Here is a 14,776-nt window from a genome sequence, read left to right on the forward strand (position 1 = left end):
TGACAGGCCTGCGCTCATCTCAGGAGCATGGTTACTTGCCGGGTGCTGACCTGCAACGCTACGGCTTCATGTTCTGGTCAACGATCCATGGAGCGGTCAGTCTGAACATTCAGAACCGCCTGCTGGACCACGCGGCGAAGTGGGACTCGACGCAGAGCGTGATAGACGCGCTCATGGAGATGATCGCGGCAACCGGCCCGGCCAAACACCCGATCACGTCATGAGCGGATCTTTCGCGCCTTTGCAAAGCCACGATCCGTGGCGATGAACCGCTCCAACATCGGCACGATAAGCCTGACGGGATCGGCGGCGGACTGGCCGCTCTCGCGGGCCAGTACCTCGGCATAGGCGATCAGATCGCGGTGAAGCGGCGCGGGCAGTTCCACCGTGATCTTCACGGGCTTGTCGTCCGTCAGCGGGCCGAGTTTCAGCTTGGTCATGGTCAACCTCCTGCCGACTCGAATACAAGGTCGCGGGTGACGATGATCCTGACCGGGAAACCGGGCCGGATGGTGAGCGTTGGCGCGACCTGCAACTGGCGCTGGACGATCTGCTGGCCCGCCTGATTGACGGTATCCTGCGCTCCGTCGCGGATAGCTCGAACAAGCCGGTCCTCGTCGCTGGTGGCAAGTTCGGTTCCGACCGCGAGCAGCGTGGACAGCCCTGCGGCCTTCATCAGATCCCACCAATGATAATCGACGCCATCCTCAAGGCCGGCGTAGCCGGAAACATCCGCACCCGGCAGGCGCTCAAGGACAATGGAACGGCCGCCCGGCAGGATCAGGCGATTCCAGACCAGCAACACGCGGCGCTGGCCGAAGGTCACACCGTCATCATACTGGCCGATGATGCGTGTGCCCTGCGGGATCAGCAACAAGCTGCCGGTCGGACTGTCATAGACGTTTTCCGTCACCTGGGCGGTGATCTGGCCGGGAAGATCGGAGCGGATGCCGGTGATAAGCGCCGCCGGGATCACCGCCCCGGCCTGCAGGATATAGGGCGACGCCGGTGGTGCGACGCGATCCGGGGCGACGGTTTGCCGGTCCACAGGCCCGTTAAGAAAAGCGGTATGACGATCCTGCGCTGGAGCCTGACCACCGAGATCTTGACCGGCGAGGCCGGGCATGGTCGTTCCCGGCGTCGCTCCAGCCCGCGGGCCAGACTGGAAGAACACGCCGCTCAGACGAGCGGCTTCTTCCTCGGCGAGACGCCGCTGCTCATCTGGATCAACGGCGGGCGTCGTGATGGTCGGTGGCGCGACCGGTTGTCCCCGCCTCTCGGCCTCAAGTATCGGGCGGCCGAGATCGCCGGGCAACGCCGGTCCAAGGATCGGGCCGGTATAGTCGCGCGGCAAACCCGCCAGCCCATCCGCCGTGGGACGGTTCTCGGTCGAATAGAGTTCGCCGCCGCCCGGTCCTGTGTCGCGGGTCTGGAGGGCGTAGATCAGTGCCCCGCCAATGCCGAGAAGGGCGACGGCTCCGGCGCCTGCCAGCACCTTGCGGGACAGGCGGGTGACGCGCGGCGGCTCGGCGCGCAGCCGCATGGGAGCGGTGGTGCCGGTATCGCTCATGAGGGTGATCCTCCCGTGGTCGCACCGTCTGGCTGGGCTGCGGCCTGCGTCTGCTCGACGCGGACGATCCTGACCACCTGCTGGCGATCGCCGCTGCCGAGGCGCAGCTCGGCCGCGCCGAACAGGCGGTCCACGATCAGGACGTTCTGGTGGATGCGGGAATTGACGATCTGCGGTTCGCCGTCCGATCCAAGGACGAACAGAGGCGGCATCTCTCCCTGCACGATGCCGCGCGGGAATACGACATAGACGCGCCTGCCGTCGTCGAAGACGGAAACCGGCCGCCATGGCGGGCTGCTGCCCTGCACCTGCAAGCCATAACGATAGTTGCGCGCGGCCTCGGCCGGGATGACGGGGACCGACGGCGCAGTCGTGCGGCTGCCCGGCGGCGGTGCCGGGTACGCCCATGCCACGGCAGGCATATAGAGCGCCTCCCGCGCGCGGAGCTCGATCATGTAGATGCGCCGGTCGGTGGTGATGACGAGGTTGGTCGAAATGTCCGGCCGGGTCGGCTTCACAAGCACATGCACCCGGCGGGTCGAGCCGCTGCCGCTCTCGGTGTCACCGATGATCCAGCGGGCGGTGTCTCCGGCGGCAATCGGCCCCGCGCCGGTCAGGCTTTCGCCCGGCTCCAGCGCAATGGTGGTGATCTGCCCGACTGCGGCATAGACCTGATAGAGCGCGCCTTCGCTCCACGGATAGATCTGGATGGCGTTGTAGTAGCCTTCCCGGCGCGGCTCGACGCGGGCGGCGGCATTGGCGTTCTCGACGCGAGCCGTCGCCGTGCCGGCGGCCTCGCCGCCCCGCGCCACAGTCCAGGCGGGTGGGACGTGCAGCGGCCTGGGCGTTGTGTCGGCTGCGGCGGCCTGCACGGTCGGCAACGGCGGCACGTCGTCGTCGTAGCTGAACTGCGGCGCCCGATTGGTCGCGCAGCCGGCAAGCATGGTGGCGGAAAGCAGCAAAGCCACGCAGGCGGGTTTACGGAAAACCGGAAGCCCGGCTTTGCGGAAAGTCGTGGCGGTCATTGGCTCATCTCCCGCGACCAGTTGATCGCGTTGACATAGATTCCAAGGGGATTGGCGCGCAGCCGGTCCGCGTCGCGCGGGGTCTGGATCACGATGGTCAGGATCGCGGTCCATCGCTCGGTGGTGGAGAGCTGGCCGTTCTCATAGTGCCGCTCAGACCAGGCCACGCGGAAACTGTCCGGGGACGCCCGGATGATGCTCGACACCTCGACGGCGACCTGCTGGCGGCCGACACGGTTGAACGGATCGTTGCTGCGCGCGTAGTCATTCAACGCCGCCGCGCCCCGGTCGGTGGTGAACTCATAGGCCCGGAGCCAGTTCTGGCGGACGACGATGGCGTCGGCCGGGAGCGAGCGAACCTGTTCGATGAAACGGCCGAGATGGAACGCGATCTGCGGATCGGTCGGCCGATATTCGGCCGCCGCCGGCGCGACGGCCTGCGCCTGGCCGAGATTGTCCACCTGAACCACCCAGGGCACGACGGTCCCGCGCGCCGATTGCCAGACAAGCGCCCCGGCGAAGCCGATCGACAAGATCAGCGAGCCGAACGCCATGAAGCGCCAGTTTCTCGCCTGCACGCGGGCCGAGCCGATGCGGTCGTCCCAAACCTGCGCGGCGCGCTGATAGGGCGTTTCGGGTTCCGGCACCTTGCCGTAGTGGGTCGTCGGTCGTTTGAAGATATTCATGTGCGGTCACTTTCGGAAAGGCTGACGGAGGAGCCGCCACCGTGGCTGTCGCCGGACCGGACGGCGTGGGCGGCAGCGGTGACGCCATGGCTCATCGCCCGGCTGCGGCGCATTTTCTGCGCCCAGGCCGGCGGGCTATCTGCGGCTGAGGGGGATGACGGCTCGGGCGATGGGGCGCCCCCAATCGTGCCCATGGAGGAGTTGCCGCCGGACGCAGTGAACCCGGCTTTTGTGCCATCGGAGTAGCTGGATTTCATACTGTCGGCGGAGCGGGAGGCTGCGCGCTTCAAAGGCGAGATGGCAGCCGAGCCTGCGGCGCGTGCCACACCGCCAAGCCCGGAGGCGACCCCGGCCGCGCCGGAGTCGCCCATGGAACCGAGGGAATAGGCCGACGAGGCCGCACCGGCGGCCGAGGCGCCACCGCGGGCAAGCGCAGCACCGCCCGAGAGTGCGGCGCCACCACCCCGCGCGGCGAGCATGGTCGCGCCGCCAGCCGCGACAGCAGCTCCGCCGACCGCGAGGCCGGTTCCAACCGCCGCCCCTGCGCTGAGTTGCGGGCCGCCCGAGACAAGGCCAGTGGCAATGCCGGGGCCAAAGATACCGAGGCCGAGAAGGGAAAGGGCGGCCAGCACGATCGCCATGGCGTCGTCGATGGTCGGGGTCGCACCGCCGAAGCCCGCGGTAAATTGACCGAAGAGCGTCGAGCCGATGCCGATGATGACGGTCAAAACCAGCACCTTGATGCCGGATGAGACGACATTGCCCAGGACCCTTTCAGCCATGAAGGCGGTCTTGCCGAAGAGACCGAAGGGGATGAGGACGAAGCCTGCGAGCGTCGTCAGCTTGAACTCGATCAGGGTGACAAAGAGCTGGATCGCCAGAATGAAGAAGGCAAGGATCACCAGCGCCCAGGCGAAGAACAGACAGAGGATCTGCACCAGGTTTTCAAAGACCGCGATCCAGCCCATGAGATCGGAGATGGATTCGAGTAGCGGCCGCCCGGCATCGAGGCCGATCTGGGCGACGCGGCCAGGGCGCAGGAGATCGGCGGCAGAAAACCCCGTGCCCGAGGCCATGAGGCCGAGGCCGGCGAAGCTCTCGAAGACGATGCGGGCGAGATTGTTCCAGTTGGAGATGATATAGGCGAAGACGCCGACGAAGATCGTCTTCTTCACCAGGCGCGCAATGATGTCGTCGTCGGCGCCCCAGGCCCAGAACAGAGCGGCGAGTGTCACGTCGATGACGATGAGCGTTGTGGCGATAAAGGCCACCTCACCGCCGAGCAGGCCGAAGCCCGAGTCGATGTAGCCGGTGAAGATGCCGAGAAAATTGTCGATGACCCCCGTCCCGCCCATGATTATCGCCCCCCATCCGGGCCAGGCGTCGACGGCGCGGGTGTCCGGCCAAGAAATCGGTCGCGGGTCTCGGCCCAGATGCTCAGGCAGGCGGCATCATTGGCTGCTGCTTCGCCCATCTCCTGACAGCGGCGCTGCCTTTCGCGCAGGGGATCGACCTGACGCGAAAGCGCAGGAGCGGAAGGTGCTGGCGCGGGGGCTTCCTCGCGGGTCATCTCGATGATCGCCGCGGTGATCGCGACGGCGACGAACACGATGGCGGCAATCCGGACCAGCACCTTCCCTTCCATGATCTGCCCTCCCCGGCTCAGTTGAACATCTGCGCGTTGCCGGGCTGGTAGCCGCTGCCCGGTGCCAGGAAGCGCTCGCGCTGGATGCGGCCCTGCTCGGCGGCGGTCGCGCGTTCGGCCTCCATGAGGGCCTCGGCCCGGCCATTGGCCGAGATGACCGCGATCAGGTCGGAAAGCTGCTGGGACTGGAGGGCGAGAAGCTGGTTGCCGGCCTGGGTAGCCTGAAGCGCGCCGGTCGCGCCCTGGCTTTCGCCGACGAGCGCGGACATCTCGGCCCGGTTGCTGTCGATGTTGCCGACAACGCCGGCCTGCACCCGCATCGCGTCCTGAAGACCCCCGACGGTAGTCTCCCAGCGGGACCGGGCATCGGCGATGAGCTGCTGATCGGTCGCGGTCAGGGACAGATTGCCGTAGTCCTGCTGGAACATCTGGTCGATGTTCTGCACGTCGAAGGCAATGTTCTGCGCCTGCCCGAGAAGCTGCTGGGTGCGCTGGACGTTCTGCTGAAGCGCCTGAAGCGAACTGTAGGGCAGGCTCGCGAGATTGCGGGCCTGGTTGATCAGCATCTGTGCCTCGTTCTGGAGCGAGGTGATCTGATTGTTGATCTGCTCCAGCGTGCGTGCGGCGGTCAGCAGGTTCTCGGCATGGTTGGTCGGGTCATAGACGATTCGGCCGAACCCGCCGAAGAAGGCATGGGCCGGTGTCGTGAATATTGGTGCCAGCGCCAGCGGCGCGGAGAGCGCAAGCAAGAGCGTCGAGGCGCTGGCCATGCGGATGAACCGGGGAATTGTGCGCTTCATGGGGAAATCTCCTCTTCTTCCAGGATGATGCCGAACTCGTCCTCATCGACGACGGGCGGCAGGTGTTCGCTTTCGGTCGCGAGATTGGTGAGGTCCGGGATGAGATCGGCGGCCCAACCGACATCCCGCGCCCGGAGCCAGGCGGCGAGAAACCCGTCGCGACCGTGTTCAGCGAGGATGTCGGTGATCAGGACCTGATCGGACTTGGCCGATGCGGCGCAGAGCGCCAATCCGACCTCCGACAAGCCAAGGTCGAACAGGCGGTTGCCGCGCCGCGACTGGCAGTAGTAGTCCCGCTTGGGCGTAGCCCGTGCGAGGATCTCGATCTGGCGATCGTTGAGGCCGAAGCGGCGATAGATCGCAGTGATTTGCGGCTCGATGGCGCGCTCGTTCGGCAAGAGGAGCCGCGTCGGGCAGCTTTCGATGATCGCCGGGGCGATGGCGGAATTGTCGATGTCCGACAGCGACTGCGTGGCGAAGATGACGCTGGCGTTCTTTTTGCGCAGGGTCTTGAGCCATTCTCTGAGCTGGTCCGCGAACCCTTCGTCATCGAGCGCCAGCCAGCCCTCGTCGATAATCAGCATCGTCGGCCGGCCATCGAGCCGGTCGCCGATACGGTGGAACAGGTAAGTGAGGACGGCGGGCGCCGCGCCGGTGCCGACCAAGCCTTCGATCTCATATGCCTGCACATCCGACGAGCCGAGATGCTCGGCCTCCGCATCGAGCAGCCGACCATAGGGACCGCCGACGCAATAGGAGCGCAGCGCCTGTTTCAGGTCATTGGACTGAAGCAGCACGGCGAGGCCGGTGATGGTGCGTTCCCCGACCGGAGCCGAGGCAAGTGAGGTCAGCGCGGTCCAGAGATGTTCCTTCACCTCGGGCGTGATCTGGATGTTCTCGCGCATCAGGATCGCCACGATCCAGTCGGCGGCCCAGGCACGTTCGGATGTCTCGTGGATGCGGGCCAGCGGTTGCAACGAAACCGACGTCTCGGAAGCGTCGGTCAGTTCACCGCCGAGATCATGCCAGTCACCCTGCATCGCGAGTGCGGAGGCGCGGATGGAGCCGCCGAAATCGAAGGCGAAGACCTGTGAGCGCGGATAGCGGCGGAATTGCAGCGCCATGAGCGCCAGCAGCACCGACTTGCCGGCGCCGGTCGGCCCGACGACCAGCGTATGTCCGACATCGCCGACATGAAGAGAAAGCCGGAACGGGGTCGATCCTTCGGTCCTGCCGTAAAGCAGCGGGGGTGCGCCGAAGTGATCGTCCCGTTCCGGCCCCGCCCACACAGCGGACGAAGGGACCATGTGGGCAAGGTTGAGCGTCGAGACCGGCGGCTGGCGGACATTGGCATAGGCATGTCCGGGCAGGCTGCCGAGCCAGGCGTCGACGGCATTGACCGTCTCGACCATGACGCTGAAATCGCGAGACTGGATGATTTTCTCGACCAGCCGCAGCTTTTCGTCGGCGCGGCGGGCGTCCTCGCCCCAGACGGTGACGGTCGCCGTGACATAGGCCATGCCGGCCATGTCGGCGCCGAGTTCCTGCAAGGCCATGTCTGCGTCCGCCGCCTTGTTCGCTGCATCGGTATCCACGAGGGTGGATTGCTCGTTGGTCATCACCTCCTTGATGATCGCGGCGATGCTCTTGCGCTTGGCGAACCATTGCCGCCTGATCTTCGTCAGCAGCCGGGTCGCGTCGGTCTTGTCCATCAGGATGGCGCGGGTGGACCATCGGTAGGGAAAGGCCAGCCGGTTCATCTCGTCGAGCAGGCCGGGTGTGGTGGTGCCGGGAAAGCCGGTGATCGTCAGCACCCGGAGGTGCTGATTGCCCAGCCGCGGCTCCAGCCCGCCAGTCAGCGGCTGATCGGCCAGCAGCGCGTCGAGATACATCGGCACTTCCGGCACGCGGACGCGATGCCGGTTGGTCGAGATCGTGGAATGGAGGTAGGTCAGCGTGCCGGCGTCATCGAGCCAGCGGCATTCCGGCATGAAGCCGTCGAGCAGCGCCAGCACGCGGTCGGTGCGGTCGATGAAGCCGCGCACCAGTTCCCATGGGTTCACCCCCGAGGTCTCGCGGCCCTCGTAAAGCCAGGACTCCGAGCGGGCAGCGTCCTGGGCGGGCGGAAGCCACAGGAAGGTCAGGAAGTAGCCCGAGACGAAATGGCTGCCCTCCTCCTCGAAATCGGCCTTGCGCTCGGCATCGACCAGCGCCGAGGCCGGATCGGGGAAGCGGCTCGCAGGATAGGTTGCGGCTTCCGACCGCTGCGCCTCGACGAAGATGGCCCAACCTGAGCCGAGACGGCGGAAGGCATTGTTCAGCCGTCCGGCGACGGCGACCAGCTCGGCCGCGACGGCGGAATCCAGATCCGGCCCGCGAAACTTCGCGGTCCTCTGGAAGGAGCCATCCTTGTTGAGCACGACGCCCTCCCCGACAAGCGCCACCCAGGGAAGATAGTCAGCAAGGCGGGATGCGGTGCGGCGGTATTCTGCAAGATTCATCATGGATCAAACCTCACACCGAGAGATGGCCAGGGATGCGGAGATGCCGGCGCGCAACCTCGACGAAGAGCGGATCGCGTTTGGCGGCCCAGACGGCGGCGATGTGACCGACGGCCCAGATCAGGATGCCCGCCAACCAAAGCTGGAGGCCGAGGCCGACGGCCCCGGCCAAGGTGCCGTTCAGGATGGCGACGGAGCGTGGCGCCCCGCCGAGCAGGATCGGCTCGGTCAGGGCGCGATGGACCGAAACGGAAAAGCCGGGCACCGTGTCGAGCGTCTCGAAACTCACGACCATCAGACCAGCGCCCCGCCGCCGAAGGAGAAGAAGCTGAGGAAGAAGGAACTGGCCGCGAAAGCGATCGAGATGCCGAAGACGATCTGGATCAGGCGACGGAAGCCGCCGCCGGTGTCGCCGAAGGCGAGCGTCAACCCGGTGACGATGATGATGATCACCGCCACGATCTTGGCCACTGGTCCTTCGACGGAATCGAGGATGGATTGCAGCGGCGCTTCCCAGGGCATGGAAGAGCCCGAGGCAAAGGCCGGGGACGTCATCAGGCTTACCCAGGCGAACGCTGAAGCGGTCGCCAGATGATGGCGGATACGGAAGGCGCAACGGATCATGCAGGTTCTCCTGAAACGTGAGTGGTGTCGGGTTCTGAAAAGGCGGGGGAAATCCGGTAGTCGCCGTCAGCGCCGAGCCCTTCGACGCAGGCGAGTTCGGCAAGGCGGCGATTGGTGCCGCGCCCGGCGAGGACAGCCACGAGGTCGATGGTTTCCGCGATCATGGCGCGGGGGACGGTGACAACAGCTTCCTGGATGAGCTGTTCGAGGCGGCGCAGCGCGCCGATGCCGGAACCGGCATGGATGGTGCCGATCCCTCCGGGGTGCCCGGTGCCCCAGGCTTTGAGGAGATCGAGCGCCTCGGCGCCACGCACCTCACCGATCGGAATACGGTCGGGACGCAGCCGCAGCGAGGAACGGACCAGATCGGACAGAGTGGCAACGCCATCCTTGGTCCGCATGGCGACGAGGTTGGGTGCTGCGCATTGCAGCTCGCGGGTGTCCTCGATGATGACGACACGATCCTGCGTCTTAGCCACTTCGGCCAGCAGCGCGTTGGTCAAGGTGGTCTTGCCGGTCGAGGTTCCTCCCGCTACCAGGATATTGGCGCGGGACGCGACGGCCTCGCGTAGTGTTGCGGCATGGTCGGCGGACATGATTCCGGCCGCCACATAGTCGTCGAGCGTGAACACCGCGACGGCGGGCTTGCGGATGGCGAAGGCGGGTGCGGCTACGACCGGCGGCAGCAGGCCCTCGAAGCGCTCGCCGGTCTCCGGCAGTTCGGCCGAGACGCGGGGGCTGCGGGCATGCACCTCCACACCGACATGGTGGGCAACCAGCCGGACGATACGCTCCCCGTCGGCGGCGGACAACATCTCGCCCGTATCGGCCAGCCCTTCGGACAGCCGGTCCACCCAGATCCGGCCATCGGGGTTCAGCATGACCTCGACCACAGACGGATCTTGCAGCAGGGTTGAGATGGCAGGCCCGAGCGCCGTTCGGAGCATGCGCGCGCCGCGGTCCACCGTTGCCTGTTTGTGGTTGATGCCTGCCATCTCGTCCCCGTTCCACCGGGGAGGCGAGAGTGGATCCCCGGATGGGGATCACTAAAAGAGAAGCAAAGCAGGCCGTTTCAACAAGTTTCGACCGTCGTAGTAGCGTGGCGTGCAAATACAGGAGAACGGCGGTGGCCCTGCGCTGCGCCAAGCGAGGCTTTGATTCCGCTGCGATTCACCCACGCAATTCGTTCTTAAAGTCCATTGCTGCGAGCATTGGAAGAAAAACGCCGCTCCGTACCCGATGCCCATCGGCAGATAAACGGCCAGTTTCGGTCAGTCGCCGGACGTGGCGAACGATCCGATGAGGTCAGCGAAAGTGAGGTAGGTTTCTCACTGGACCGCTACGAGCTGCTGATAGGGCTGCCACATTAGAGCAGCCCTAGCGTGATGACCGTGAGCACCATGTAGCGGCCCGCTTTCGCGATCGTCACGAGCAGCAGGAAACTCCAGAACGGTTCCCGCAGGACGCCAGCCGCCACAGTGAGCGCATCGCCGCCGATCGGTGCCCAGCTCAAGAGCAGGCTCCAGCGGCCCCAGCGTCGATACCAGCCGGTTGCGCGGTCGAGGGCCTGTTCGCTAACCGGAAACCAGCGACGGTGACGGTAGTGCTCTACCCAGCGGCCGAGCAGCCAGTTGGTGACGGAGCCGAGCACATTGCCGATGGTCGCGACGATCACCAGCAGGACAGGCGGTTGCTTGCCGAGGACCAGTAGCCCGACCAGCGCGGCCTCCGATTGGGCCGGCAGGATCGTGGCGGCGACGAAGGCTATGGCGAACACCCCGGCCAGTGAGAGCAGGTCTTCCACGTTCCCGGTCAGCGCTCGCGTGGCCATGCGAGGTGCATATCGTCAATCACATATGCATGGGCATGACGATGCCCTTGCCCGGTTTCCGCAAGATGAGGATGGTCGGCTGGAAGGTCGTCATGGCGATGCGCGACAATTTCGGGGTCATCTGACGGCCAGACGGCCAAGCCGGTGATGATGGCGACGGCGGCCACAGCCGCCAGGATGACGGCCGTGATCGGCAGGCCGAGCGCCGCGCCGGCCCATCCGGCGAGCGGATAGGCGATCAGCCAGCAAGCATGGGAAAGCGCGAACTGCGCAGCGAATAGCGCCGGGCGGTCCTCCGGGTTGGCCGAGCGCCGCAGCAGGCGGCCGGAAGGCGTTTGCGCCGTCGAATAGCCGAGGCCGAGCACGAACCAGAGCGGCAGCAGCCAGCCGTAACCGGGCAGCGCGGCCGCCGCCAGCACTCCCACCACCAGCAGCGACGCGCCCGCCAGCATCGCGGTGCGGTCGGGAACCGATTCCAACAGCTTCGGCAGGGCGAGCGCCGCGACCATCGAGCCTCCGCCGAAAGCGGCGAGCGCCAGCGCCATGGCCTGTTGGTCGAGACCGAAAACGACCTGCACATAGACGACCGTATTGACGATTACCAATGCTCCGGCCGAAGCGACAGCGAGATTGATCGCGAGCAACCCGCGCAGGCGCGGCGTCGCCAGATAGATGCGGATGCCGCGCGTTGTCCGATCATAGATGCCGCGCGGCTGCGACGGCTTCGGGCTCGGCAGCACGACCGACACCACCAGCGCCGCCGAGATCAGGAAACCGATCATCGTGCCGGCGAACAGGTTATGGAAAGAGATGAAGGCAAGCAGCGCCGCCGCCAGCATTGGGCTGACGACGCTTTCCAGATCATAGGCGAGCCGGGAGAGTGACAAGGCGCGTGTGTATTCCTTCTCATCAGGTAAAATGTCGGGGATTGTCGCCTGAAGGGTCGGCGTGAAGGCGGCCGAGGCTGATTGCAGCACGAAGATCAGGACGTAGACCTGCCAGATTTCGGTAACAAACAGCAGAAACACCGCCACGGCGGCGCGCACGAGATCGAGCGCAACCAGCATAGCGCGGCGCGGTACGCGCTCCGCGAAAGCCGACGCGATGGGTGCGACCGTCACATAGGCAATCATTTTGATGGTAAGCGCGGTTCCGAGGACTGCGCCGGCATCGGCTCCGGCCAGCTCGAAAGCGAGCAGGCCGAGGGCGACCGTTGCAAGGCCGGTCCCGACCAGTGCGATGACCTGGGCGAGAAAAAGATGGCGATAGGTTCGGTTTTGGAGAATGGCCAGCATCACAGATATTTCGCTATCTCTTTGAATTGGTCGATCGACTGCCGCCGTTCGCGGTCGAGCGGCCCAACCACTTCCTCAAGGCAGTGGTCCAGGTGATCCTGAATCAGCGTCTTCTTGGCTTGGGCGATTGCCTTCTCTACAGCATGGAGCTGCTGGGCGATGTCGAGGCACGGCCTGCCGGCCTCGATCATCTCGATAACCCCGTTCAGATGGCCGCCCGCGCGTTTCAATCGCTTGACGATCTGGGGGTGGGTTTCGTGGGGGTGCGGTGCCTGGCTCATGGGTATATGCTATCCTCCTGTAGGGGATATGCCAAGACTCTCAGAGAGCCAGTGTGCGATGTGATCTGTTCACTGATCTGACCCTGCCACATCCTCGGAAATCTCTTGGCGGAGCTTCGGCCCCTGCGCGAGGCGCCGACCGAGCGCCGTGATGAACGCCTCATATCGTTCCGCCGACTTGGCCTTCGCGGCCTTTGCCGCTGGCTCAGGCAGCGCCGGCGTTGTCGTGACCCAGAAGCGGATGAACACGGCGAGGCTCTCGACGGCAATGCCGACATCACGCTCCAGCCGCGTCATACGGCGGTCGAGTTGGTCGAGGCGTTTGGCGACAACCGCTTCCCGTCGCTCGGCATCGTCCGGCGACAGGAACGACGCGATGGCGGCTTCGGCGATCATGGATTGCGAGCGATCCCGGCGTGCCGCAAAGTCCGCCAGCGCCGAGGTGACATCGGGGTCAAGATAGATCGTGATCTTCGATTTCTTCCTGTGGCGTGTCATGGCCCTACAAATCCATGCCGTCGTTCGGGTCCATAGCGATCTGCCGGGCAATCCTCTGCACCTGGCGGATCAGGCGTCGGTTCCGGGCAACATCTTCTTCCACGTCATCGGAAAGATGGGGCTCGAACTCGTTCTCGATGGGCATTTTCTTCTCCACCGGCTTCACGCGGCTGAGTTCGGGCTGCAACCGGCGCTCGGATTCGGTCGGATCTTCATCATCTGCCATGTGGTCCTCGTCATCCTCGGCAGGCCCGGGTCGCGCGGGGATCGGTAGCGTGGTCCAGTCGTCGGGGCGCGTTCCCTCGGGGCGCTTCAATTCGGGCGGGGAAAGAACCCGCTCCCGGAATCGGGCATCCTCAAAGTAGCGCGCCTTCGTCGCCCGGATCGGTGGGATGCCCGCCACCATGACGATCTCTTCATCGGGTGGAAGCTGCATGATCTCGCCTGGCGTCAGCAATTGCCGCGCGGTTTCCGAGCGTGAGACCATGAGATGCCCCAGCCAGGGCGACAGCCGGTGCCCGGCGTAGTTCTTCATCGCCTTCATCTCGGTGGCGGTCCCCAGCGCGTCGGAAACACGCTTGGCGGTGCGCTCGTCGTTCGTGGCGAAACTCACGCGGACATGGCAGTTGTCGAGGATCGAGTTGTTCGGCCCATAGGCTTTCTCGATCTGGTTCAGCGACTGCGCGATCAGAAAACTCTTGAGGCCGTAGCCGGCCATGAACGCCAGCGCCGTCTCGAAGAAGTCCAGTCGCCCGAGCGCTGGAAACTCGTCGAGCATCAAGAGCAGCCGATGCCGCCCGGCATTCGCCTGCAGATCCTCGGTCAGGCGACGGCCGACCTGGTTCAGCAGCAAACGCATCAGGGGCTTGGTTCGGTTGATGTCGGATGGTGGCACCACGAGGTAGAGCGTGGTTGGCTGATCGCCGGCCACAATATCGCTGATCCGCCAGTCGGAGCGGCGCGTGACCTCGGCCACGACGGGATCGCGATAGAGGCCCAGAAACGACATCGCCGTCGACAGGACGCCGCTCCTCTCGTTCTCGGATTTATTGCGCAGCTCGCGCGCCGCACTGGCCACGACCGGATGCGGCCCTGCCTCACCCAGATGCGCGGTTGTCATCATGGCGCGCAGGGTGGAGTCCACTGGACGCTTGGGATCGGACAGGAACCTGGCCACACCAGCCAGCGTCTTGTCGGGCTCGGCATAGAGAACATGCAGGATCGCGCCGACGAGGAGCGAATGGGAGGTCTTTTCCCAATGGTTGCGCTTGTCGAGGCTGCCTTCAGGATCGACGAGGATATCGGCGATATTCTGCACGTCCCTCACCTCCCACTCGCCGCGACGCACTTCGAGCAGTGGATTATAGGCGGATGATTTCGGGTTGGTCGGATCGAAGAGCAGCACGCGACCATGACGTGCCCGGAAACCGGAGGTGAGCTGCCAGTTCTCGCCCTTGATGTCGTGGACAACAGCCGAACCCGGCCAGGTCAGCAGCGTCGGCACCACCAGGCCGACGCCCTTGCCCGATCGGGTTGGCGCGAAACACAGCACATGCTCGGGACCGTCGTGCCGCAGATACTCGCGCTCATATCGGCCGAGGATGACGCCATCGGGATCGAGCAGGCCCGCAGCCTTCACCTCGGGCTTTGAGGCCCATCGCGCCGAGCCATAGGTGGCGACGCCCTTCGCCTCGCGCGCCCGCCAGACCGACATGCCGATGGCGACCGCGATAGCGATGAAGCCGCCCGAGGCTGCGATGATCCCACCCTTGGCAAAGATCGGTGGCGTGAGAATGGCGGTGCGAAATTAGTCCACGTTAGCGGCGGCATGGTGCTGCTGCGGGCGGCGTAAAAGTCGTCCACCTTTTCCCTTTCTGCGGCTGCAGGGAGGATGGGAGGATCTACAGCGTGGAACTCTATCTCAAGGTTCGTCAGGCCTGTGCTGCTGGTATGAGCCAGCGTCAGGCGGCGACGACATTCAACATATCGCGCGACACGGTCGCAAAGATGATGACGTTCT

General features: G+C 65.3%; 16 protein-coding genes and 2 pseudogenes. 2 read left to right on the plus strand and 16 right to left on the minus strand.

Annotated features, from left to right (window positions below; genetic code table 11):
• Positions 1-224 (plus strand): annotated as a pseudogene (locus AQY21_RS07230) (TetR/AcrR family transcriptional regulator); the annotation flags it as partial.
• Here AQY21_RS07230 and AQY21_RS07235 read toward each other — a convergent pair.
• The 16 genes and pseudogenes from AQY21_RS07235 to AQY21_RS07310 all read right to left on the minus strand — a co-directional run.
• A complete protein-coding gene (locus tag AQY21_RS07235) occupies positions 219-440 on the minus strand; it encodes a DUF2274 domain-containing protein (protein ID WP_058097054.1) in 222 nt (73 codons plus the stop codon). The pseudogene AQY21_RS07230 and the gene AQY21_RS07235 overlap by 6 nt on opposite strands.
• Before the next feature lie 2 nt (positions 441-442).
• Entirely contained in the window at positions 443-1,570 is a 1,128-nt protein-coding gene (locus tag AQY21_RS07240; RefSeq protein WP_058097055.1) for a TrbI/VirB10 family protein, read from the minus strand.
• Positions 1,567-2,595 carry a P-type conjugative transfer protein TrbG gene (gene trbG / locus AQY21_RS07245; protein ID WP_058097056.1) on the minus strand — a complete coding sequence of 343 codons (1,029 nt, stop codon included), beginning with the start codon at positions 2,593-2,595 and terminating at the stop codon, positions 1,567-1,569. Before trbG ends, AQY21_RS07240 begins: the two co-directional genes overlap by 4 nt.
• Entirely contained in the window at positions 2,592-3,281 is a 690-nt protein-coding gene (gene trbF, locus AQY21_RS07250; protein ID WP_058097057.1) for a conjugal transfer protein TrbF, read from the minus strand. Before trbF ends, trbG begins: the two co-directional genes overlap by 4 nt.
• Positions 3,278-4,636 (minus strand): P-type conjugative transfer protein TrbL, encoded by a 1,359-nt coding sequence (trbL, locus tag AQY21_RS07255; protein ID WP_058097058.1) that lies wholly within the window; start codon positions 4,634-4,636, stop codon positions 3,278-3,280. The genes trbF and trbL overlap by 4 nt, the downstream gene beginning before the upstream one ends.
• Before the next feature lie 2 nt (positions 4,637-4,638).
• Complete coding sequence (trbK-alt, locus tag AQY21_RS07260) at positions 4,639-4,926, minus strand: putative entry exclusion protein TrbK-alt (RefSeq protein ID WP_058097059.1); 288 nt, start codon at positions 4,924-4,926, stop codon at positions 4,639-4,641.
• 17 nt (positions 4,927-4,943) lie between these two features.
• Entirely contained in the window at positions 4,944-5,726 is a 783-nt protein-coding gene (trbJ, locus tag AQY21_RS07265; protein WP_058097060.1) for a P-type conjugative transfer protein TrbJ, read from the minus strand.
• Positions 5,723-8,230, minus strand: a complete 2,508-nt coding sequence (gene trbE, locus AQY21_RS07270; protein ID WP_058097061.1) for a conjugal transfer protein TrbE — start codon at positions 8,228-8,230, stop codon at positions 5,723-5,725. Before trbE ends, trbJ begins: the two co-directional genes overlap by 4 nt.
• Positions 8,231-8,240: 10 nt before the next feature.
• Positions 8,241-8,522, minus strand: coding sequence for a VirB3 family type IV secretion system protein (locus tag AQY21_RS07275; RefSeq protein ID WP_058097062.1), 282 nt, complete (start codon positions 8,520-8,522; stop codon positions 8,241-8,243).
• Positions 8,522-8,851: a TrbC/VirB2 family protein gene (locus AQY21_RS07280; RefSeq protein WP_058097063.1), complete on the minus strand. Its 330-nt coding sequence runs from the start codon at positions 8,849-8,851 to the stop codon at positions 8,522-8,524. The genes AQY21_RS07275 and AQY21_RS07280 overlap by 1 nt, the downstream gene beginning before the upstream one ends.
• Positions 8,848-9,846: a P-type conjugative transfer ATPase TrbB gene (gene trbB / locus AQY21_RS07285; RefSeq protein WP_058097064.1), complete on the minus strand. Its 999-nt coding sequence runs from the start codon at positions 9,844-9,846 to the stop codon at positions 8,848-8,850. Before trbB ends, AQY21_RS07280 begins: the two co-directional genes overlap by 4 nt.
• Before the next feature lie 371 nt (positions 9,847-10,217).
• Complete coding sequence (locus AQY21_RS07290) at positions 10,218-10,646, minus strand: YqaA family protein (protein ID WP_238986713.1); 429 nt, start codon at positions 10,644-10,646, stop codon at positions 10,218-10,220.
• A gap of 17 nt (positions 10,647-10,663) precedes the next feature.
• Entirely contained in the window at positions 10,664-11,977 is a 1,314-nt protein-coding gene (locus AQY21_RS07295) for an MFS transporter (protein ID WP_058097065.1), read from the minus strand.
• Positions 11,977-12,258, minus strand: coding sequence for a metal-sensing transcriptional repressor (locus AQY21_RS07300; RefSeq protein ID WP_058097066.1), 282 nt, complete (start codon positions 12,256-12,258; stop codon positions 11,977-11,979). Before AQY21_RS07300 ends, AQY21_RS07295 begins: the two co-directional genes overlap by 1 nt.
• Positions 12,259-12,327: 69 nt before the next feature.
• Positions 12,328-12,756, minus strand: a complete 429-nt coding sequence (locus AQY21_RS07305; protein WP_058097067.1) for a hypothetical protein — start codon at positions 12,754-12,756, stop codon at positions 12,328-12,330.
• 4 nt (positions 12,757-12,760) lie between these two features.
• A pseudogene (locus tag AQY21_RS07310) lies at positions 12,761-14,542 on the minus strand (conjugal transfer protein TraG); the annotation flags it as partial.
• Between the two features lie 122 nt (positions 14,543-14,664).
• On the opposite strand from AQY21_RS07310, the gene AQY21_RS28550 reads away from it, so the two are divergent.
• On the plus strand, positions 14,665-14,776 hold a 112-nt coding region (locus AQY21_RS28550; protein WP_161905961.1), incomplete at its 3' end, for a helix-turn-helix domain-containing protein.

The organism is Paracoccus sp. MKU1, assembly GCF_001447385.1.
Lineage (GTDB): Bacteria > Pseudomonadota > Alphaproteobacteria > Rhodobacterales > Rhodobacteraceae > Paracoccus.